The following is a 21,220-nucleotide window of genomic DNA, read 5'->3' as shown; positions in this document are numbered from 1 at the left end:
CATATTGGATCGGCGTCGGTGGTGACACGCAACGCGATGGATCAATTAGTGGTCGACAATCTCAAGCTGTGGTTTGCCGGAAAGGCACCGCTGACACCGCTGCCGGAGACCCCGGTGAAAGGCCGCTGACCATGCGCCTGTTGGGACGCCGCCGAAGCATCGTCGGGCTGGCCGTGGCCGCCCTGATGCTCGGCGCGCCGTTGCGGGCGCAGGACGCGACTACTTTGAAGAAGGACATGGTCGGGCAATGGGAACTGTCCACCACCGAGCGGAGCAAAACCTGCGTGGTCACGCTGAAACCTGACAGTTCGGCGCAGGGCCTTAAGCTGGATCTGGAGCCTGGATGTCCCAAGGCGCTGCCGTTTACCCGGGATATCGCGGCGTGGACCATCAAGGGTCTCGACATCGTCCGGCTGCAGGATGCGGCGGGGTTGCCGGTTATCGATTTCACCGAAGTCGAAAGCGGTATTTTCGAAGGCTTGCGCACGGGTGAGGGCGTCTACATCCTGCAGAACCTTGCCGCCGCGCGATCCCTGGCCAAGTCGATGGACCAGATGATCGGAGACTGGTCCATCATGCGCGGCAGCGGGCGCACCATCTGCGGTCTGACGCTGACCAACACCGAAGTCTCGCCGGATAATTTCGCGGTGTTTCTGAAGCCGCGCTGCGACCCGCTGGTGGCGGGCTTCAAGCCCACGCAGTGGCGGCTGGAGCGCGGCGAGATGCTGTTGATGTCCGCGTCAGGCGAGATCTGGCACTTCGAGGCCGACGACAACGCGCAATGGCGCCGCGTGCCCGACAGCGCCGACTCGCTGATTCTGGTGCGGCAGTAATCATCAAATCAGCTTCAATCCCTTCAAGCTCGCGTGTCCGTTCTTGCCGACGATGATGTGGTCGTGCACCGCGATCCCCAGCGGTTTTGCGACGTCGATGACCGAACGCGTCATCTGCACGTCGGCCTGCGACGGCGTCGGGTCGCCGGAGGGATGGTTGTGCACCATGACGATCGCGGTCGCCGATAGCTCCAGCGCGCGCTTCACCACCTCGCGTGGATAGACCGGTGTGTGGTCCACGGTACCGACCTGCTGGACCTCGTCGGAAATCAACTGGTTGCGCTTATCGAGAAACAGGATGCGGAATTGCTCCTTGTCGGCAAAGGCCATCGCGGTGCGGCAATAGTCGATCACCGTTGCCCAGGAGGAAAGAACGGTGCGTTGCTTCAACTGTCCCTTGGCGACCCGGCTCGCGGCGGCGGCGATCAGCTTGATTTCGGTGATCGCGGCCTCGCCAAGGCCGACAACTTCGCGCAAGCGCGCATCCGGTGCATGGACCGCTTCGGCGAACGAGCCGAACTTGACGATCAGCGCTTTTGCCAGAGGTTTGACGTCGCGCCGCGGCTGCGCGCGGAACAGCACCATCTCCAGCAGTTCATAATCGCTCAGCGCATCCGCGCCGACGCCGCGGAATCGCTCGCGCAGCCGCTCGCGGTGGCCATGGTAATGCGGCGCTTCGGCAAGGCCTGACGGTTCGTGAGGGTCGAGGGCATCTGCTGGCATGGACGCAACTGTCGGTGAACGTTACTCACCAGCATGCCGTGCCCGGCAACTTTTGCAACCGGGAATTGTCAGGCTAGGGGAAAAGCCCTGGATCAGATCAAAAAGCCCGAGCGCCTCATCAATCCACCGCCGGCGGCTTTTCCTGATGGCGCTTGGAAAGCGTAAAAATTTCCACGCCGGTGGCAGTGACGCCCACCGTGTGCTCGAACTGCGCTGATAGCGAGCGGTCGCGCGTCACCGCGGTCCAGCCATCCGACAGCACTTTTACGTGCGGTTTGCCCAGGTTGATCATCGGCTCGATGGTGAAGAACATGCCGGGTCTCAGCGGCACGCCTTCGCCGGGACGGCCGACATGGATGATGTTCGGTTCGTCATGGAACATGCGACCGAGACCGTGGCCGCAAAAGTCGCGCACCACGCTCATTTGCTGCGGTTCCACAAAACTCTGGATCGCGTGACCGATATCGCCTGTGGTGGCGCCGGGCTTCACCGCGGCGATGCCGCGCATCAAGGATTCATAGGTGACATCGACCAGCCGCTCCGCCTTGCGGGCGATCGGTCCGACCGCGTACATCCGACTGGAATCGCCGTACCAGCCGTCGACGATAAAAGTGACGTCGATATTGACGATGTCACCCTCCTTCAGCGCGCGGTCGCCCGGCATGCCGTGGCAGACCACATGGTTGATCGAGACGCAGGTCGAATAGCGGTAGCCGCGATACATGAGGGTGGCAGGGTAGGCGCCATGACCGAAAGCGAAATCGCGGACGAAATCGTCGATTACGGAAGTCAGCACGCCTGGCTTGACCAGATCCGTCAACTCGTCGAGGCACAACGAGGTCAGTGCACCGGCCTTGCGCATGCCGGCAAAGGCACCGGGACCGTGCAGTTTGATCTGCCCGGTCTTGCGTTGCGAGGTTTCGGAGGCGTCGACATAGCTCATGGAGTGATCTTCGGGCTGATCGCGCGGCGGGCAGCGAACGTGAAATCTATCATGAGCCCAATTTAGTGATCGTCGCCGTCAGCGCAAGCACGTTGGCGGTGTTCGGATGCTCCTATAAAATGGGTTTCTTCTCAATAATCCACCCAGCCGCAGTTGCCAGCCGCGGTTCACCCAGGGTTGTGGAGTATCATCGACCTGATTTGAACGATTTTACCGCTGTAACTACGAAAACAGGCCTGCGGCGATTTCGACTGGTACTCCGACCATGTTGTTGTCATGATTGTTGATGATGATGCAGCTCTGGGTTGCTGTTTTTACCGTCGTTCAGTCGGCTTCGGCTACCCGCCAAATTGCCCCCCGCCGAATCGCTCCGCATTTCAGGAGGCCCAGATGCCGCGACGTCCCGCTGACGCTGATTCGACATCGAGGGCCGTCACCCAGACCCCGCATGCCAACGAAGACGCCGTCATGTTTCGCATGCTGATTGTCAGCGACGTCCGGCTGTACCGCGATGCACTTGCTGCAAGTCTCAACCGGAATACGTGGCTGAGCATTGTGGGCTCTACCGACCACGCGGGGGCATTGTTCGACGTCGAGCGCGTCGCGCCGGAACTGGTGTTGCTGGACGTGTTCGACTGGCACGGCCTCGAACTTGCCCAAAAACTGGTGACGTTGCGACCGGAGCTGAAAGTTGTGGCGATCGCGTTGCCCGAGATCGCCGGTCTCGCTATCGCCGCGACCCTGCGCGGGATTTCCGGTTTTGTGCCGCGCAACGGATCGATCGAAGATGTTCTTGCCGTGATCGAGCGTCTGGCGGTGCGCCCCCACGAGCCGGTCGTGCGCCCTATCCCGGTTTCGATTGCTCCCGACCTGGCCAATGGCGATGGCAGGAACAGGACCGAGGTCGCGGATCTCACACCGCGCGAGGGCGAAATCCTGCAATGCATCGAACTTGGCCTTTCCAACAAGGAAATCGCCCGCGATCTCCGGATTGAGGTCGGCACTGTCAAGAACCACGTCCACAATATTCTGGAAAAGCTGCAGGTGAGCCGACGCAATCAGGCCGCTCATCGCATTCGCGCGCGACCTTCCGCCTCGTGATTCGCCCTTGATGCGAATCGATCCGCCGCCACTCCCGCGGCGGATCGATGGGCTGCGACGTTACAACAGGCCCGCGGCGCGCAATTGGGCCAGCCTCTGGATCAGCGCCGGGTTGAAGCCGAAGCCCGGGGGCAATCCATTGGAAAACGGGCCAAACGCCGACACCGGCTGGGCAAAGGGATTGGCCTGAAACGCCGCCGACGCGAATTGCGGACCGGCGTCAAACGGGGATACGGCGCTTGCGGCAGGGCTGAGCGACGCGGCGGCCGGTTGCGCCGAGGCGACCTGGGTGACGCCGGCGAGCCCAGCGCTTTGCAGATCCGGCATGCCGGCGCCTTCGCGGGTCGGGTCGCCAAGATAGCGAATACCGGAATTGGCGAGCAGCGAAAACAACTGCGCCACCCGCTGTTCGCCGCGAATTCGGGCGCTGTCGCGTAATAGCGGATGATGCGCCAGCAACAGAGCGCCCATTCCGGTGACGTGTGGTGTTGCCATCGAGGTGCCGTCCCAGGCGGCGTAGCCGCCGCCCGGCACGGTCGAGATGATCGCCACGCCAGGACCGCCGCCCGCGATCTGCGGTCCGAAGCAGGTGAATTTGGGCGAGAACATCTGTCCGGCGACGAGGCCGGGCACCACGTTTTGCGCATGGTAGCTGTCGGGCGGAAACTGATCGAGCTGGCCGAGCGCCGACACCGTGAACACCGATGGCACCACGCCGGGGAACTGCACCGGGCCGCTGGCATTGCCAGCTGCGACGATGCAGGCGACGCCGCTTCGCCGCGCTTCCGCCAGCTTGTTGACGATGAGTTCGGAGGCCTCACCGCTGCCCAGGCTCATATTCACGATGTCGAGCCGTCGCTCGATGCTCTGGTCCAGGGCGTCGAGCAGGTCGCTGAAGCGGCCGCCTGGAAATACTTTCAACGCATGCACTTCCGCCAGCGGTGCGAAGCCGCGGATGCCGGCAAGCGCATTGGAGGCGGCGGTGATGATGCCGGCACAATGCGTGCCGTGCGACATCGTATCGTGGTTCCAGCTGCGACTGTCGCGGTTGTTGGTGAGATCCACGCCATTGGTAACATGAGTCAGCTGCGGATGCGCATTATCGCAGCCGGAATCGATGATACCGATCTTGACACCTTGCCCGCCCAGCGAAGCCGCGATCTGATCCAGCTTCATCAGGCGCTGGCCCCAGCCGACCATGCCGGTCTGCGGGAAGCCGTCATAGGTCTCGCTCAATGGCCGCAACTGCAGGGTATTGACCCCGCTCGATAGCGATGGCGCCCGGATCATCCGATCCCAGTGGTCGGCAAACGGCTTGATATAGATCGCCTGGATGGTCTCGATCGAACCGCCGAATACGGTGACCGTGACCTCGCCCTTGTCGTCGGTCAGGCCCTGGGCCGGAAAGCCGAGGCCGTAGACATAGACTGTGGCCCTTGGCAGCAAGCGTCCACTGGTGCCGACGACGCGGACTCGGACATCGACGCCGGGTCCCGGGAGCATCGACATTGCGTTGCTGAAGGCGGAGATCGCGCCGTCATCGGCATGTCGCAACAGCGCATCACGCTCGACGATGATATTGGGTCCGGCTGACGCGACCAGCGCCGCGCCACGCGCCGGATCCATTTCCGCGACGACGACCTCGGCCGCGCCGCCGCCGCCCGCCGAAAATGCGCCGAAGCCGCGCGGCTGCATCCTTCGCACGATCCGCACATCCGGCATGTTGCTCAATGTATTGAGAATGACATCCGCTGCCATTGGCTGAACGCCGGCCTGCGGCCGTGGTGCTACCAGGTAGCGTTCCGGTCGCACCGCGACGGTGGCCTCGACGGTCTGCCGCGACGGCGTTCCACTATTGCCGGATTGTGTGGCGCCGTTGTTGCTGCCCGTCGCCGCGGGCTGATTGTTGCTGCCATTGTTGTTGGTCGGCTCGGCCATGGCGTTCTCCTCTGACTTGGGTTGCTGGATGAAATCCAAGCACGTCCCGCTTCAGCTAAAACGGGGTCAGCTTGGCATTGCGTTCGATGATCAGGGTGTCGTTGAAATGCGCGCGTAATTGCTCGAACGAACCGGTCGGCAGGTTCACGATCAGGCGCGGCTGATCCGGACGCCCCGCGCGCTCCACGATGTGAGCGCCCGGAATGTCCTTCAGATGTTGTTCGAAGCGGGAGAGGTCGCTGGCGTTGGTTCGCGCGGCAACCAGGAATTGGTCGAAATCACCTGACCCATTCGGCATGATGGTACTCTCCTGTCTGGATGAAAGCCCCTCGCGCCGATCGACTGGTCGGAGGGGCTCTCAATGTGTCAGGTCCGTCGTGTGGCAGGCAAGGGGATCACGCTTCCTTGCAACGGTCTGCCGCGGCTAGCCCAGATAGCCCCCGCCATAGACGGGATAATTCTGCGCGTAGGCTCCCTGCGGGACATATTGCGGGCCCGCCTCGAATGGCAGGATGCCGCCGAGAATGCCACCAGCCGTACTGCCGATGGTACGACCGAGATTACGGTTGCCCAGTACTTTCCCGAGCGCGCCGCCACCGAGCCCGCCCAGCGCGCTGCCGAGGAAGCCTCCGAACAGACCTTGCGGTGCGAACTGCGGACCCGCCTCATAGGGCTGGTACGGCGCCGCCTGAATATAATTCTGCGGTAGGAACTGCGCGGAGGCGTCGTAGGGCTGGAACTGGGCGGGATCGAGCTGCGGCCCGGCTTCGAACGGCAGGAAGCGCGCGAGATTGCCGGCGATTCCACCGGCGAACTGTCCGGCGCCGGTTGCCCGCGAGGCCACCGACGATTCCTCCCACCGGTCCGGCAATGCCACTGATGAGATTACCGAAGAAGCCCTGCGGGGCGAATTGTGCGCCGGCATCCTGCGGCAGGTACTGTACGGACTGGTCGGCATAGCCCTGCGGAGCATATTGAGGACCTGCCTCGAATGGCAGGAAGCGGCCGAGCTGCCCGGCAAGGCCACCGATGGTCTGACCGAGACCTTGGTGGCCAAACCGTCCGCCAATGGCGCCGCCAAGCGGCGCACCGACCTGACCGAGCAAATTGCCGAAGAAGCCCTGCGGCGCGAACTGAGCGCTGGCATCCTGTGGCAGATATTGTCCGGATGGGTCGGCATAGGCTTGCGGCGCGGCGTCGAATGGCAGGAAGCGACCGAGCTGCCCGGCAATGCCACCGATGGTCTGACCGAGGCCTTGATGTCCAAACCTTCCGCCAATGGCGCCGCCGAGCGGCGCTCCGACCTGACCGAGCAGATTGCCGAAGAAGCCTTGCGGCGCGAATTGCGGGGCGGCATCGAACGGCAGATAGCGTCCGAGCTGTTGCGCGACATTGCCGATCGACTGGCCGAGACCCTGGTTGCCGAACGCGCCACCAATCGCGCCGCCAAGCTGTCCGGCATTCTGCCCGAGCCAGTTTCCGACCGCGCCCTGCGGCGCGAATTGCGGGGCAGCATCGAACGGCAGATAGCGTCCGAGCTGTTGCGCGACATTGCCGATCGATTGGCCGAGACCCTGATTACCGAAGGCGCCACCAATCGCGCCGCCCAGCTGTCCGGCATTCTGTCCGAGCCAGTTTCCGATTGCGCCCTGTGGTGCGAATTGCGGGGAGGCGTCGAATGGTAGATAGCGTCCGAGTTGTTGCGCGACACTGCCGATCGATTGGCCGAGACCCTGATTGCCGAAGGCGCCGCCAATCGCGCCGCCAAGCTGTCCGGCATTCTGCCCGAGCCAGTTTCCAATCGCGCCCTGTGGCGAAAATTGCTGTTGCGCTGCAAGCTGCTGGGCTGCGAGTTGCTGCGCCGCAAGTGCGCCGAGTGGGGGTGCGCTTTGTGGATAGTATCCGTTTGATGGTGACACCATGGCTGACTTCCTTCCCGGTCACGTCGCGATGAATCATGCGCTCGATTTGCGATCCCCGCGCGACGAACGGATGGATCGCAGAGTGCGCGGAAGATAGTTGCGGCGATGGAAGCTAGGGAATGGATCATTTGATCCAGACGAAGGCACATGAACGAATGCGCCGATGCGGAATGCGCAGTGCGACGTTCAGACGCAAGGCACGCGCGCGGTGGAATTTTATTGTCGATGCGACGCGGCGGCGCAAAAAAATATTTCAGCTAGGGACTTCAACGACGGTGGTTTCCACCGGCAATGCGCCGCCGCGAATCCGCAACTCTCGCACCGGATAGGGTACACGGATTCCCTCACGCTTGAACGCGTCCCACAGCGAGAGCATCACGTCGCTCTTTACGGCGTCCATGCCATCCGGTGAATTGATCCAGAACGTCAGCGAGAATTTCATGCCGGCTTCGGCGAATTCGGCCAGCAGACAGTTCGGCGGTCGGTGCGCTTCGGCGCGCGGCGACGCCGCGGCAACCTCGGCGGCAAGCTTGCAAACCAGCCGCGGGTCGGCATCGTAGTTGGTGCCGAAATTAACCTTCACCAGCGTGTCCTTGTCGGTGTAGGTCCAGTTCACCACCTTCTGGGTGATCAGATCCTCGTTCGGAATCAGGAATTCGCGGCCATCACCAGCCGCTACCGAGATATAGCGCGTGTTCATCGCGCTGATGCGCCCTGAGCTGTCGCCGATGGTGACGAGGTCTCCGGGTTTGACCGATTTGTCCGCCAGCAGGATCACACCGCTAATGAAATTGGCGACGATCTTCTGCAGGCCGAAACCGATACCGACGCCGACCGCGCCGGAGAACACCGCCAGCGCCGAAAGGTTGATGCCGACGGCGCCCATCACCAGCGCGATGGCGAATATCATCAGCAGCAATCGCACCAGCTTGATCAGCAGTACCTGGACCGACGGCGTCAGGTCATGGGTCTGCCTGATCCGGCCTTCGAGAAAATTGCTCGCCAGGTTCGCTATCCACAGCGCCACCGCCAGCAGGACGCCGAGCTTGATCAGCAGCAGCGGAGTCAGCTTGAAACCGCCGAGGTCGATGCCCGCCGAGTCCAGCATGTCGACGGTTGACTGCAGCTGGCCGACAATGGACAGCGCCGCGACCAGCCATGCCGAGATCGACACTACTCGGACCATGAATTCATTGCGGATCACACTCGTGACCAGCCGTAGCACCAGCCAGGCCAGCGCCAGCTTGGCGGAGACCGCCAGCAAATAGCTGCGGCTTGGCCAGGTTGAATTCAGCATCACGATGCGGGCCAGCGTGATCAGCACCGCGAAGGCCGCGGTCGAGGCGCTGCCGATCAGGACGCGGATGAACATCCGCAGCGGCGCCGGCCAGCCCATCGCCAGCGACGTCATGTCGAGACGGGCGCGGATCGCGGCGCCGATCGCCAAGGCCATGCCGCCGGCGGCGAGCATCAGCCCGAACTGCAGATAGAACCACGGCGAGGTCACCTCGGCGCCGAGCGAGCGGGCGGTGGCCAGCATAAATTCGTAGGGGGCGTGGAGTTCAAACATGGAGCGTCTCGTTCCGCGCTGCAAATTGATTCGAATGCACGGTAGATTCACACAAGCGTTGCCTGATGGCCATGAATCGCAGGGGCGTCGGGCGGCAGAATCACAGCCGCGTCGGCCGATATCTTTCGGTGGGCAGAAATGGGTTGGCGATGCCGGGAGCCGGCGATAGACATGATCCTGCAGGATATTACGAACGCGGAGCTTCATGGCCTCACTCGACACAGTCAGCATCGCCATCCTGCTTGGCGCGGTTCTCGTGATGGCCGGAATTCTGTCGAGCCTGCTCGCGCTGCGTTTCGGCGCGCCATTGCTGCTGTTCTTCCTGTTCATCGGCATGCTGGCGGGAGAATCCGGCCCCGGTGGGCTGCGTTTCGATGATGTTCACACCACCTATCTGGTCGGCTCGGTGGCGCTCGCGCTGATCCTGTTCGATGGCGGGCTGAAGACAAGATTTCAAGCCATCCGCACCGTTCTGGCGCCGTCCGCGATGCTGGCCACCGTCGGCGTGCTGCTGACCGCCCTGATTACCGCGCCGGTTGCCAAATATACCCTCGACCTGAACTGGACCGAAGCCTTGCTGATCGGCGCCGTGGTCGCCTCGACCGACGCGGCGGCGGTGTTTTTGTTGGTGCATGCGCAGGGGCTGCGGCTGCGGCCCCGCGTCGGCGCCACGCTCGAAGTCGAATCCGGCACCAATGATCCATTCGCAGTGTTTCTCACGCTGATGCTGGTCAAGCTAATCGCGCTGGGCGGCAGTTCGGCTGGCCATGTAGCGTTGGAATTCATCCAGGAAGTCGTGCTCGGCACGCTGATCGGCGTGGTGGGCGGCCGTCTCGTGGTGCTGGCGCTGAACCGGGTGTCGCTGCCGCAGGGGCTGCACGCCCCCTTCGTCTGTACGGCGGCGCTGGTGATCTTTGGCCTCGCGCAAATGCTCCATGGCTCCGGCTTCCTCGGCGTCTATCTCGCCGGCATCATCATCGGCAACCGGCCGACCCGTGCACATAATTCCGTGGTGGCCTTTCTCGACGCCGCGACCTGGCTGGCGCAGATCGTGATGTTCGTGATGCTCGGCCTGCTGGTATCGCCGCAGCGCCTGGTCGGCAGCATCCTTCCCGCGGTGGCGGTGGCCTTCGCGCTGATGCTGGTAGCGCGGCCTGTCGCGGTGTTCCTGTGCCTGGCGCCGTTCCGCTTCAACTGGCGCGAAAAGGCCTTTGTCGCCTGGGTCGGCCTGCGCGGCGCCGTGGCGATCTTCCTGGCGTCGATACCGATGCTGGTCAGCCTGCCGAAGGCCTACATCTATTTCGACGTCGCCTTCGTGGTCGTCATCATCTCGTTGCTGCTGCAGGGCTGGACGCTGGCAGTCGCCGCGCGAAAACTCCATGTCGCGCTGCCGCGCACCGACAAGGGGCCGCGGCGCATCGAACTGGATCTGCCGGGACAGCTCGAGCAGCAACTGGTTGGCTATTCGGTGCGACCGAAGAGCCTGTATCTGAAGCGCGGCCTGATCCCGTCCTGGTCGAAGCCGACGCTGGTGATCCGCGACCAGCGCATCCTGTCTCCGATCGAGGCCGATCCGATCGCCGCCGGCGACTATCTATATCTGCTGGCGCCACCCGAAAAGGCGGAGTCGCTGGACCGCTTCTTCGTCGACATGCCGCCGAGCTCCGCGCCCGACCCGCATCTGCTCGGCGATTTCGTGGTGTCCGGCGAGATCACGCTGGGCCATCTCGCCAAAATCTACGGCATTGCCGTCGATCCCGAGGAAGCGTCGCTGACGCTGGCGGATTATTTTGACGTCCATCTCGACCACGCGCCCACCGTTGGCGCCGCCTTGCCGGTAGATTCCATCGATCTGGTGGCCCGCAGCCTGGGCGGCGGCCGTGTCAACGTGGTCGGCCTGCGATTGCCGGAGGATGAGGATCCCGCGCCGGTGAAGCCGACCCGGCGGCAATTCGCCAGGCGCAAATTGTTGAAGGTCTGGAAGTCGCTGTCGGGAGCGTGACTGTTTTGCCCTCGCCAAATTTGCGGAGAGAGGCGCAGGCCGACTGAATTCTAAGTCGCTCGCGGTAACACCTCGACGCCGCCGAAGGCGGCGACACGGCCGCGCTTCAGCAGCACGACATTCGTGGCCAGTTGCCGCATCTCGTCGGCGTCGTGGCTGACATAGACCATCGGCACATCGGCCTCGTCTCGCAGCCGCACCAAGTATGGCAGGATCTCGGCCTTGCGCTCGTCGTCGAGCGCTCCGAGCGGCTCGTCGAGCAGCAGCAGCCGTGGTCGTGACAGCAAGGCGCGGCCCAGCGCCACGCGCTGGCGCTCGCCGCCGGACAGGCCGCCGGGACGGCGCTTCAGCAGATCGCCGATATCGAGCAATTCGGTGATGCGGGTCTCCTGGACGGCATCGCGCGCCAGCCGGTTCATGCGCCGGCCGTAATCAAGATTTTGCCCGACATTGAGATGCGGAAACAGCCGCGCGTCCTGAAACACATAGCCGATGCGGCGGCGATGCGGAGGGATGGCGGTTCCGGCGGCGCGGTCAAAAAGCACATCGCCGTTGATCGCAATGGTGCCGCGGTCTGGTTCGACCAGGCCGGCGATCATGGATACCAGCGAGGTCTTGCCAGCCCCGGAGGAGCCGAACAGGCCGGTCACCTGACCGGCACTGGTGAAGGCGACATCGATCGAAAAATCGCCGAGCTTCTTGGCAACATCCACGCGCAGCATGATCAGTTCCCGTGCAGACGTCGGGTCGCGCGGCGTGCGAACCATTCCGAGGCGATCAGCGCCGCGACGGCAATGCTCACGGAGATCATCACCAGCCGCAGCGCCGCCGTATCGCCATCTGGGGTCTGAATCAGCGAATAGATCGCGGACGAGATCGTCTGGGTCTCGCCTGGTATATTCGAGACAAAAGTGATGGTGGCGCCGAACTCACCGATCGCCTTGGCAAAACCCAGCACTATGCCGGCCAGCACGCCGGGCATCGCCAGCGGCAAGGTCACGGTGGCAAATACTTTCCAGGGCGCCGCGCCCAGCGTGCTGGCGGCCTGTTCGAGCTTGCGGTCGACCGCCTCGATCGACAGCCGGATCGGTCGCACCAATAGCGGGAACGACATCACGCCACATGCCAGCGCCGCGCCGGTCCATCGAAACGCAAAGACGATGCCAAGATGCTCTGCCAGCCAGCCGCCGATCAGACCGCGCTTGCCGAGCGTCAGCAACAGCAGATAGCCGGTCACGACCGGCGGCAGTACCAGCGGCAGGTAGATCACCGCATCAAGGATCGCCTTGCCCCAGAACTCCCGCCGCGCGAGCAGCCAGGCGACGGCGATGCCGAGCGGCGTCGAGATCAGCGTGGCAATCACGGCGACCTTGAGCGAGAGCAGGATCGCCGTCCATTCGGTCGGGGAAATATCGAACATGCGATCAGGGTTTCTCGCAGACGGAAGACGGGAGCATTGCACCATCCCCGGCATTGCGAGGAGCCTTTGCGACGAAGCAATCCAGTCTTCGCTTGCGGCCTTCTGGATTGCCGCGTTGCTTCGCTTCTCGCAATGACGGCTGATGGGTTGGCGTCAAATTTTAGCGACGTCAGGTCGTCGGGCTGACCAGGAAGCTGAAGCCGTATTTCTCGAGAATGGTCTTCGAAGCCGTGGTCTTCAGGAAGGTGAGATAATCAGCGGCTTCGGCCTTGGCGGTCGTGGTCGCGGCAACCGGATAGATGATGGCCGGATGCGAGTCGGCCGGGAAGGTTCCGATGATCTTGACGCCGGGATCGACCTTGGCGTCGGTCGCATAGACGATGCCGAGTGGTGCCTCGCCGCGCGACACCAGGGTCAAAGCGGCACGTACGCTTTCCGCCATCGCGAATTTCGGCTCTGCCGCGGTCCAGCTGCCGAGCTTCTCCAGCGCCGCCTTGGCATATTTACCAACCGGAACCGACTTGACGTCGCCGGTGGCGATCCTGCCGTCACCGGCGAGCCTGGCGAGATCAAAGCCTGGCGCGATAATGATGTTGTCGAGCCTGGAATCCCTGGCGGCGATCAGCACGATGCGGTTGCCGAGCAGGTTGACGCGGGTCGACTCGGCGATGTTCTTCCTGGAGGTGGCGTAGTCCATCCAGTCGGTATCGGCGGAAACAAAGACATCGGCTGGTGCTCCATTTTCGATCTGCTTGGCGAGCACCGAGCTCGCGGCATAGGAGGCCGTGACCTTGACCCCGGTCCTGGCGGTATAGGCGGTATTGATATCGTCGAGGGCGTTCTTCATCGAGGCGGCGGCAAACACCGTCAGGCTTTTGTCCTGCGCGAGCGCGGGCGAAAACGACAATCCCAGCAGGATCGAAACAGCGGTCAAAATTCCGGCGAGGGGACTGACAAGGCGATTCATCTGGCGCTCCATGCATGATCACGGCGCCAAGCGCGCCAATCAGGCGTTGGTTGGGTGGGACATGCGACAGGCGGAAGCGCCGTTCCAGCAGTCCGCGAGACTTACGATCATCGCGGATATCGCAGGCCAATATTATCAGGCTGTGGCTTTGGGTAAAGCCCCCGAATGACAGCCCTGTTTCAGCAATAGTGGCCGTGATCACGGTGCCGCCAGCACCAGCCGGCAAGCTGCGGGCAGTTCGGCCAGCGTCATCGGTGGTTTCGGCGTCGGTGGGACGAGCGGCGGCTTGGGGTGCAGCACCGCGTCGCTGAACCAGTACGCGAGATCGCCGGCGCCGCAGCCTTCGCTGTCGGCCGGCGGCGGCTGCGGCTCGCAGTTCGTGCTGCCCACCGGGCATTTGATACGGATGTGAAAGTGATAGTCATGGCCGTACATCGGCCGCACCTTGGAAAGCCAGCCGCGGTCGCCCTTGGCCTCGCGGCACAGCGCCTTCTTGATCGCGGCATTGGCAAAAATCCGCTCGACGCTGGGCTCCTGCGCCGCGGCACGGATCACCGACAGATGATTTGGCGTCCACGCGGCCGGGTCGATGTCGAGCCGGTCGCGCCGCACCATCATCACCGCGGACATTTCCTCGCGCTCATTACGTGACAAGGGTCGGTTCGGCATCGGCGTCAGCCAGACATCGGCGTCCAGCCCGACCTGATGGCTTGCGTGACCAGTAATCATCGGCCCGCCGCGCGGCTGCGACATGTCGCCGACCAGAAGTCCCGGCCAGCCCGCCACCTTGCTGACCCTGGTCGACAGCCGCTCCAGCAATTCGATCATCCGCGGATGAGCCCAATTGCGGTTGCGCGACAGCCGCATCACCTGCCAAGTCGGTCCGTTGATCGGCAATGCCTCGGCGCCGGCGATGCAGCCCCTGGCGTAAAAGCCGATTACCTGCGTCGCCGTCCGGGTCGGCAACGTCTTGCGACCAAACAATTCCTTGGCGCCGATATGCGGGTCGTCGGGATTGGCCAAAGCGGGTAGTGGCCGCGGCACGACGCTGCCCTTGTCCTGCGCAAACGCCCCGCCGGTCGAGCCGACCACCGTTGGCAAAAGCAGCAAAAAGAGAATCAGGCGAAGTTTCATATCGACAAACGCTACCGGATTTCACCGGGCATTTCAGCACGGCGCTGTTAACGTTTTAATTACCACGTCGGCCAGTGGTGTTTATTTAGGCTACCCCAAGGTTTCTGCCGGCGATCCCCAATGCGTCTCAGGACACTTGCCCGGTACACCCGCATTTCCACGGCACGATCCCTCGTTGGTAAGGAATGATTAACGTTGGTTTGGCCGGTTGTGCCTAACAGGCAGGCAGGCCTTGTACCCAAGGACAATCATCGGGGCTTTAATTGGCCTGTTATTACCCTCTAACTATAGGTGATTGATACCTTTTATTCAGTATCATCAGGCACAACCTCGTACACGCAGAGCGCGAGTGGGACAAACATGCCGAAATTCCGGCCAGTGGCTAAGAAAAAACAGAGTTCTGCAAAAAGTGCCCGTGGCACACGGCCCAGCCGGAGCACCAACCCGACGCCGAAACTGGCGCCGAGAGGGCGGCGGCTCGGGTCCGAGATCGCCGAAATCGTCCGCACCCGCGCGCAGGCCGGGGCCGCCATTGCCGATGCGCGCAAGTCGCACGAGCGGCTGCGTGAGGCGATCGACATTCTGCCGCAGGGCATCGTGTTTCTAGATGCTGAAGGCCGCTATATTCTCTGGAATAAAAAATACGCGGAAATCTACAATCGCAGTTCTGATCAGTTTGCCCCTGGTGCGCGATTGCAGGATACGATTCGCGTCGGCGTGGAGCGCGGCGACTATCCGGAAGCGCTAGGTCGCGAGGATGAATGGATCGCCGAACGGGTGGCCAAACTGTTCCATCCCGGCGAACGTCACGAACAGACGCTGGCAGACGGGCGGGTCATTCTCATCGAGGAACGGCTGACCGAGGATGGCGGTGTGGTTGGCCTGCGCGTCGATATCACCGAGCTGAAACAGCGCGAGGCCTCGTTCCGATTGCTGTTCGACAGCAATCCGGTGCCGATGATCGTCTGCGCACTGGAGGATCAGCGTATACTCGGCGTCAACGACGCTGCCATCGAGCATTACGGCTATACACGCGCGGAATTCGAGCGGCGGACGATCCGCGACCTGCAGGCGTTCGACGCCGAGCCGCCATGGGCTGACCCGCGCAGCGGCGAGGAGCAGGCGGCGCGGACGTGGAAACACGTCAGGGCCGACGGCTCTCTGATCGACCTGGCCATCTATTCGCGTCATCTCAGCTATGGCGACGAGCCGGCCGTCATGCTGGCGCTGATGGACATTACCGAGCGCAAGCGCGCTGAAAAGCGGCTGGCCTTCATGGCGCATCATGACAGCTTGACCGGCCTGCCCAATCGCAATCTGCTGCGGCAGCGGCTCGACGACATGCTGGCGCACAACCGGCGCAACGGCGAGAAGGCCGCTGTGCTGTTTCTCGGCCTCGACAATTTCAAAGCCGTCAACGACACGCTCGGCCACGGCGTCGGCGACAAGCTGTTGCGCGGCGTGGCGCGCCGGTTGCGTTCCTCGCTGCGCGACGACGATGCGATTGCGCGGCTCAATTCCGACGAGTTCGCCATCGTTCAGAGCGGCATCGACCGGCCGGAGGAGATCGTGCTGCTGGCGCGCCGGCTGCTGGAGGCTCTCGGCGAGCCCTTTCTGCTGGACGGCCATTCCGTCGTGATCGGCGCCAGCATCGGCATCGCCATGGCGCCTAGCGATGGCGACGATTCCGAACGGCTGATGAAAAACGCCGACATGGCGCTGTCTCGCGCCAAAAATGATTCCCGCGGCACCTTCAGCTTTTTCGAGTCCGGCATGGACGCTCGGGCGCAGACCCGCCGCAAGATCGAGATCGAGCTGCGCGCCGCGATCCAGAGCGACCTGCTGCGCCCGTATTACCAGCCGCTGGTCGACCTCAAGAGCGGCCGCGTCACCGGCTTCGAGGCGCTGGTGCGCTGGTCGCATCCCGAGCGCGGCATGATATCGCCGGCGGATTTCATCCCGGTCGCCGAGGACACTGGCCTGATCAATGTGCTGGGTGCGCAGATCCTGCGCCGCGCCTGCAACGACGCGGCGCAATGGCCCGATGACGTCCGCGTCGCCGTCAACCTGTCGCCGCTCCAGTTCCGGGTCGGCAATCTGCTGTCGCTGGTGATGGATGCGCTGAAACATTCCGGCCTGCCGGCGCGGCGGCTCGAGCTGGAAATCACCGAGACCCTGCTACTGGAAAAGAGCAGCCAGGTGCTGGCAACGCTCCATGCGCTGCGCGCGCTGGGCGTGCGGATCTCGATGGATGATTTCGGCACCGGCTATTCGTCGCTGAGCTATCTGCGCAGCTTTCCGTTCGACAAGATCAAGATCGACCAGTCGTTCGTGCGCGATCTCGGATCGAACCGCGATGCGCAGGCGATCGTGCGCTCGATCATCAGTCTCGGCGTCGGGCTTGGCGTGACTATCACCGCCGAGGGCGTCGAGACCGAAGCCGAACTTGCCTGCCTGCGCAGCGAAGGCTGTCATGAGGCGCAGGGTTTCCTGTTCAGCAAGGCGCGGCCGAACAGCGAGATCGTCGAACTGCTGAACGCGCAATGCGTCATCGCTCCCGAGACGGGCATGGCATTACGCGCTCAGGTGGCGTGAACAAAGGCGCGGTCGTCGTTTTGCTTGGCGGAAAAGCTGTGCGCGGCGTGCGGCCCCGCCAGCCTCGTTAACGACTTTAGATTGAATTTGTCTCGCGTACTCGCTTATAAAATCGGGCGTCCTTGTATGGGAGAGTGCGATGGCAAGCTTGCGTCCGCCGGGACTGGGTCCCGTTGTCGGAGCGACAACCGACACCACCTGCCGCATCTGGATCCGGGCGGGCGACCCCGGCGACAGCCGCAGCGATCTCGACGAAGACCGCCGAACCGTCGGCATCATCGGCATGCTCGGCCGTGACAACAAGATCGCCGAGGCATGGTACTTTCGGTTGCAGCGCGAATTCGACCGCACCGGCACCTTCCTGATAGGCAGTGACGTCCAGCTCGGTTTCTACCCGCAGGACTTCAAGGACCAGATCGACAGCGGCCAACTCCAGGGTTTCCCGTCTTCGCTGCCGCCGGAAGCCATTCCGGTGCCATTGACGCCGGACACCGCCTACACTGTGCGCTGCGGCACCCTGACGATCGACGACCCGCTGCCGAACGCCGCCACGCTGGCGGACTGGGAGTTGATCCGCCGGCTGCCGCTGATCGACAACATCAAGCAGGAACTGCTCGGACCTGCCTTCAAGGCAGAGGAATGCGAAGCCAGCTTTCGGACCTTTCCGGCCGCGGCTGCCGGCCAGGTCGAAGACAGGATGTCGTTTCTGCTCGGGTCATGCCGCTATCCCGGCCTGCTGTGGAAGATCAAGGAGGCCGATCGGATTTTTGGGCCGATGCAGGAGCATTTCAGTGACAGCGGTTTTGGCAAGGCGGCGCGCTACACCGTGATGTGCGGCGACCAGATCTATGCCGACATGCTCAACCGCATGGTGCCGATCCTGCGCGCGGACTCCTTTGATGAATTCCAGCAGCGTTACCTCGCGGCCTATGGCGCGCCAAATCTGCGCGGGTTGTTGCGCCGTGCCACCACCTACATGATCCTCGACGATCACGAGATCGAGGATAACTGGACCCAGGACCGCATCCATGAGGGCAAGCTCAACCTGTTCAACATCGCGATCGGCGCCTATCAGAGCTACCAGTGGAGTCATAGCCCGCGTACTTTCGGGCGGTTGTTTTATTACACGTTCGAATGCGGCGGCTATCCGACCTTCGTGCTCGACACCCGCACTCAGCGCTTCAAGGACGATCAGGTCGGTCTGCGCGACAATCATATGTTGGGGCGACCGACGCTCGATCCGGACAATCATCCCGGCCAGCTGCGGCGGCTGTGTGTCTGGCTCTCTGAGCAGCAGAAGACCCGCGGTAATGTGCCGAAATTCATCGTCACTTCCAGCGTGTTCGTTCCCAACGACATGGGCGAGCGCATCGCGTTCTTCGATGACAGCAAGCCTGGCGGCGGAACCGCGCCGCCGAAAAGCCGGATCAAGCCGGAGGATCAAATCTATGGCGACAAGTGGAACAGCAAGCGCCGCGACGACAGCGACAGCTGGCCGGCCTATCCGAATACGCGGCTCGAACTGCTGAAACACATCGTCGACAACAAGATCCAAAATGTCGTGTTTCTGGCCGGCGATATTCACTGCTCGAACACGGCGGTGATAGATTTCGACGGCGACGCCGCTGCAAAGAAGCTCAAGGCATTCTCGGTGACGTCGTCGGCGTTTTACTGGCCGTTCCCGTTCGCCGACGGTGACCCGAATAACTACGTCCATGACTCACGGCAGCCGGAGCAGAGCGATCCATTTCCGATTCTCGGCACCGATAAGATCATGCACTATAAATCGTTCGGATATTCGCAGGAGGACAATTTTACCCGTCTCGACCTCGACAAGAGCACAGCGACGCTGACGGTCCGCGTATTCGGGCGCGATGGCAAGCTGGCCACCATGGGCGACGGCAACAAGGCGACGCCGATCCAGCACACGCTGCAGCTGGCGAAGTGGGGCTAGATCGACGCCCCGCTGGCGCTCCCTTGCCCTAACCTCGATACAGCAGGGCAAGGGAGTGCCGTGTTCTCGCTATTTCACGAAGGGACAGCCGCCGCCCTTCATCGGTCGGAATGCCTTGTCGCCGGGCACCTCGGCAAGCAGCTTGTAGTAATCCCACGGCGCCTTTGATTCTTCCGGCTTCTTGACCTCGAACAGGAACATGCTGTGTTCCATGCGGCCATCCTCGCGCAGCGTACCGTTGTCGGTGAAGGCATCGCGGACCGGCGTGTCGCGCATCTTGGCCAGCACCGGCGTGGTGTCACGGGTTCCGGCTGCCTTCACGGCGTTGAGGTAGTGCAGGGTCGCGCTGTAGGTCGCCGCCTGGTTCATGGTCGGCATCTTGCTGGTGCGCGCGAAGAAGCGCTTGCCGAATGCGCGGGTACGATCGTTGAGGTCCCAGTAATAGGCCTCGGTGATGATCAGGCCTTGCGCCATCTTCAGGCCAAGGCTGTGGATGTCGGAAATGAACATCACGATCCCCGCCAGGTTCTGACCGCCTGCCACGATGCCGAATTCGGCCGCCTGCTTGATGGCATTGATGGTGTCCGCGCCGCCATTGGCGAGGCCGATGATCTTGGCCTTGGAGGATTGCGCCTGCAGCAGGAACGAGGAGAAATCGGCGGTGTTGAGCGGCGCCCGCGCGCTGCCCAGCACCTTGCCGCCGGCGACGCGCACCACGTCGCCGGTGTCACGCTCGATTGAATGGCCAAACAGATAATCCGCGGTGATGAAGAACCAGCTGTCGCCGCCGCTTTTGACAATGGCGCTGCCGACGGTGTGCGCATTGGCGTAGGTGTCGTAGGTCCAGTGCGCGGTGAAGGGCGAACATGATTTTCCGGTGATGTCGGAGCTCGCGGCATCGGTGACGATCATGATTTTCTCGAACCGCTTCGACATCTCCATCGCGGCAAGCGCGGTGGCCGAGGTCGGCAGATCGATAATCATGTCGACATTCTCGTTCTCGTACCATTTGCGCGCGAGGGCCCCCGCGACGTCCGGCTTGTTCAGGGCATCCGCCGTGATCAGCTCTATCGGCTTTCCGAACATGCTGCCGCCGAACTCCTCGATCGCAAGCTTCGCCGCTTCGACATTGCCGGCGCCGCCGATGTCGGAATAGACCGAGGAGAAATCGGCGATAAGGCCGATTTTGAGAGGCAAAGTCGATTGCTGGGCCTGCGCCGGGCTACCCAGCAGCAGCGCAACAGCTAGTGTCGTCGCCGCAAATGCGCGGTGCGAAATCATCCCGTCCTCCCGATTTTTTATGCGCGCCGTTTTCGGCGTCGCGCGGGCAGCATGGTTCGACTGCCGGCCGCAGGCAAGCCAATTGGATGGTGCAGTGCGCTGGTCGCGCGCCACCGCTGGCGCCGCGAGGCTGCGCGCTCGTGCAAGGTGGGAGCTTTGCCTTTTCCGGGGACATGGCGATCGAATACCTCGTCAGTAGGCGATCGCGCCGTCCCGCCGTCGCGGCGCCGTCATTCATCGCTCCTCAACGATTGAGGCGCCATGGTACCCGCAGCCTCAAACCCCGGAATGCCATGTCCATCGCCAGCCGAATGATCGCCGCCGTTATCTGCGCGGCCTTGATGTTGACCTCGCCCTTGATGGCGGCTTCGATCGCGGTAGGCCCCGCTGGCGACGCGTTTTACATTCCGCCTTCGCCGCTGCCGCCAGGGGCGCGCGGGTCGGTGATCTGGGCGCGGCCGCTCGTAGGCACCATGGCGATGCCCAGCGCGGCGAAGAACAGCCTGCTGCTTTATCGATCGACCGGCGCGCGGGGGGGCTCCGTCGCCGTGTCCGGCACCGTGTCGATTCCGCGGGGCGAGATGCCGCGGGGCGGCTGGCCGGTGATCGTCTGGGCTCACGGCACCACCGGCCTGGCGCCGGTCTGCGCGCCGTCGCGTGATACCGAGGGTGGGCCCGAGCATGAATATATCGCATCGATCCGCACGCTGCTCGATGGCTTTGTCAAAAAGGGCTACGCCATCGTCGCATCCGACTATGAGGGGCTCGGCACGCCGGGCGACCATCCCTTCCTGCAGGGCGTGCCAACCGGCCGCGATGCGCTCGACATGCTGCGCG

Annotated in this window: 18 protein-coding genes and 2 pseudogenes; 9 read left to right on the top strand and 11 right to left on the bottom strand. The window is 63.0% G+C overall.

Features of this window, described 5'->3' with window-relative positions:
- Together Q0S16_RS07165 and Q0S16_RS07160 are read left to right on the top strand one after the other, a co-directional pair.
- A pseudogene (locus tag Q0S16_RS07165) lies at window positions 1–129 on the top strand (2-hydroxyacid dehydrogenase); the annotation flags it as partial.
- 56 nt (window positions 130–185) lie between these two features.
- The gene (locus Q0S16_RS07160; protein ID WP_295846474.1) at window positions 186–833 is read left to right on the top strand and encodes an AprI/Inh family metalloprotease inhibitor; all 648 of its coding nucleotides are present in this window, start codon (window positions 186–188) and stop codon (window positions 831–833) included.
- 3 nt (window positions 834–836) lie between these two features.
- Here Q0S16_RS07160 and radC read toward each other — a convergent pair whose 3' ends face one another.
- The gene (gene radC / locus Q0S16_RS07155; protein WP_295846470.1) at window positions 837–1,556 is read right to left on the bottom strand and encodes a DNA repair protein RadC; all 720 of its coding nucleotides are present in this window, start codon (window positions 1,554–1,556) and stop codon (window positions 837–839) included.
- 118 nt (window positions 1,557–1,674) lie between these two features.
- Window positions 1,675–2,499: a type I methionyl aminopeptidase gene (map, locus tag Q0S16_RS07150; RefSeq protein ID WP_295846468.1), complete on the bottom strand. Its 825-nt coding sequence runs from the start codon at window positions 2,497–2,499 to the stop codon at window positions 1,675–1,677.
- Between the two features lie 276 nt (window positions 2,500–2,775).
- Between map and Q0S16_RS07145 the strand changes: the two genes are divergently transcribed.
- Entirely contained in the window at window positions 2,776–3,600 is an 825-nt protein-coding gene (locus tag Q0S16_RS07145) for a response regulator transcription factor (RefSeq protein WP_295846467.1), read from the top strand.
- Between the two features lie 60 nt (window positions 3,601–3,660).
- Here Q0S16_RS07145 and Q0S16_RS07140 read toward each other — a convergent pair whose 3' ends face one another.
- The 3 genes from Q0S16_RS07140 to Q0S16_RS07130 form a co-directional block, all read right to left on the bottom strand.
- On the bottom strand, window positions 3,661–5,538 hold the full coding sequence (locus tag Q0S16_RS07140) for a S8 family serine peptidase (RefSeq protein WP_295846465.1): 1,878 nt from the start codon (window positions 5,536–5,538) through the stop codon (window positions 3,661–3,663).
- A gap of 55 nt (window positions 5,539–5,593) precedes the next feature.
- Window positions 5,594–5,836, bottom strand: a complete 243-nt coding sequence (locus Q0S16_RS07135) for a hypothetical protein (RefSeq protein ID WP_295846462.1) — start codon at window positions 5,834–5,836, stop codon at window positions 5,594–5,596.
- A 126-nt stretch (window positions 5,837–5,962) separates the two neighbouring features.
- Window positions 5,963–6,382: a hypothetical protein gene (locus tag Q0S16_RS07130; RefSeq protein ID WP_295846459.1), complete on the bottom strand. Its 420-nt coding sequence runs from the start codon at window positions 6,380–6,382 to the stop codon at window positions 5,963–5,965.
- Between Q0S16_RS07130 and Q0S16_RS07125 the strand changes: the two genes are divergently transcribed.
- Both Q0S16_RS07125 and Q0S16_RS07120 read left to right on the top strand, forming a co-directional pair.
- The gene (locus Q0S16_RS07125) at window positions 6,330–7,223 is read left to right on the top strand and encodes a hypothetical protein (protein WP_295846457.1); all 894 of its coding nucleotides are present in this window, start codon (window positions 6,330–6,332) and stop codon (window positions 7,221–7,223) included. The genes Q0S16_RS07130 and Q0S16_RS07125 overlap by 53 nt on opposite strands.
- A 36-nt stretch (window positions 7,224–7,259) precedes the next feature.
- Window positions 7,260–7,448 carry a hypothetical protein gene (locus Q0S16_RS07120; protein WP_295846454.1) on the top strand — a complete coding sequence of 63 codons (189 nt, stop codon included), beginning with the start codon at window positions 7,260–7,262 and terminating at the stop codon, window positions 7,446–7,448.
- Window positions 7,449–7,713: 265 nt separating this feature from the next.
- On the opposite strand, the gene Q0S16_RS07115 is transcribed toward Q0S16_RS07120, so the two are convergent.
- Complete coding sequence (locus tag Q0S16_RS07115) at window positions 7,714–9,030, bottom strand: mechanosensitive ion channel domain-containing protein (RefSeq protein WP_295846453.1); 1,317 nt, start codon at window positions 9,028–9,030, stop codon at window positions 7,714–7,716.
- 205 nt (window positions 9,031–9,235) lie between these two features.
- Between Q0S16_RS07115 and Q0S16_RS07110 the strand changes: the two genes are divergently transcribed.
- Window positions 9,236–11,032, top strand: a complete 1,797-nt coding sequence (locus Q0S16_RS07110; RefSeq protein WP_295846451.1) for a potassium/proton antiporter — start codon at window positions 9,236–9,238, stop codon at window positions 11,030–11,032.
- A gap of 50 nt (window positions 11,033–11,082) precedes the next feature.
- Here the strand turns inward: Q0S16_RS07110 and modC are convergent, their stop codons facing one another.
- From modC to mepA, 4 genes are all read right to left on the bottom strand, one after another.
- Window positions 11,083–11,754, bottom strand: a complete 672-nt coding sequence (gene modC, locus Q0S16_RS07105; RefSeq protein ID WP_295846449.1) for a molybdenum ABC transporter ATP-binding protein — start codon at window positions 11,752–11,754, stop codon at window positions 11,083–11,085.
- Window positions 11,755–11,756: 2 nt separating this feature from the next.
- On the bottom strand, window positions 11,757–12,452 hold the full coding sequence (modB, locus tag Q0S16_RS07100) for a molybdate ABC transporter permease subunit (protein ID WP_295846447.1): 696 nt from the start codon (window positions 12,450–12,452) through the stop codon (window positions 11,757–11,759).
- A 169-nt stretch (window positions 12,453–12,621) separates the two neighbouring features.
- A complete protein-coding gene (gene modA / locus Q0S16_RS07095) occupies window positions 12,622–13,419 on the bottom strand; it encodes a molybdate ABC transporter substrate-binding protein (protein ID WP_295846445.1) in 798 nt (265 codons plus the stop codon).
- A gap of 198 nt (window positions 13,420–13,617) precedes the next feature.
- The gene (mepA, locus tag Q0S16_RS07090; RefSeq protein WP_295846441.1) at window positions 13,618–14,553 is read right to left on the bottom strand and encodes a penicillin-insensitive murein endopeptidase; all 936 of its coding nucleotides are present in this window, start codon (window positions 14,551–14,553) and stop codon (window positions 13,618–13,620) included.
- A gap of 360 nt (window positions 14,554–14,913) precedes the next feature.
- Here mepA and Q0S16_RS07085 point away from each other — a divergent pair, with 360 nt between their 5' ends.
- Both Q0S16_RS07085 and Q0S16_RS07080 read left to right on the top strand, forming a co-directional pair.
- A complete protein-coding gene (locus Q0S16_RS07085) occupies window positions 14,914–17,148 on the top strand; it encodes an EAL domain-containing protein (RefSeq protein ID WP_295846437.1) in 2,235 nt (744 codons plus the stop codon).
- 139 nt (window positions 17,149–17,287) lie between these two features.
- Entirely contained in the window at window positions 17,288–19,102 is a 1,815-nt protein-coding gene (locus Q0S16_RS07080; protein WP_295846434.1) for an alkaline phosphatase D family protein, read from the top strand.
- Window positions 19,103–19,171: 69 nt separating this feature from the next.
- On the opposite strand, the gene Q0S16_RS07075 is transcribed toward Q0S16_RS07080, so the two are convergent.
- Window positions 19,172–20,383: an ABC transporter substrate-binding protein gene (locus Q0S16_RS07075; protein WP_295846432.1), complete on the bottom strand. Its 1,212-nt coding sequence runs from the start codon at window positions 20,381–20,383 to the stop codon at window positions 19,172–19,174.
- A 293-nt stretch (window positions 20,384–20,676) separates the two neighbouring features.
- On the opposite strand from Q0S16_RS07075, the pseudogene Q0S16_RS07070 reads away from it, so the two are divergent.
- A pseudogene (locus tag Q0S16_RS07070) lies at window positions 20,677–21,220 on the top strand (lipase); the annotation flags it as partial.

It is taken from the genome of Tardiphaga sp. (assembly GCF_025356345.1).
Classification (GTDB): domain Bacteria; phylum Pseudomonadota; class Alphaproteobacteria; order Rhizobiales; family Xanthobacteraceae; genus Tardiphaga.
This window is presented reverse-complemented; position numbering and strand designations above follow the sequence as displayed.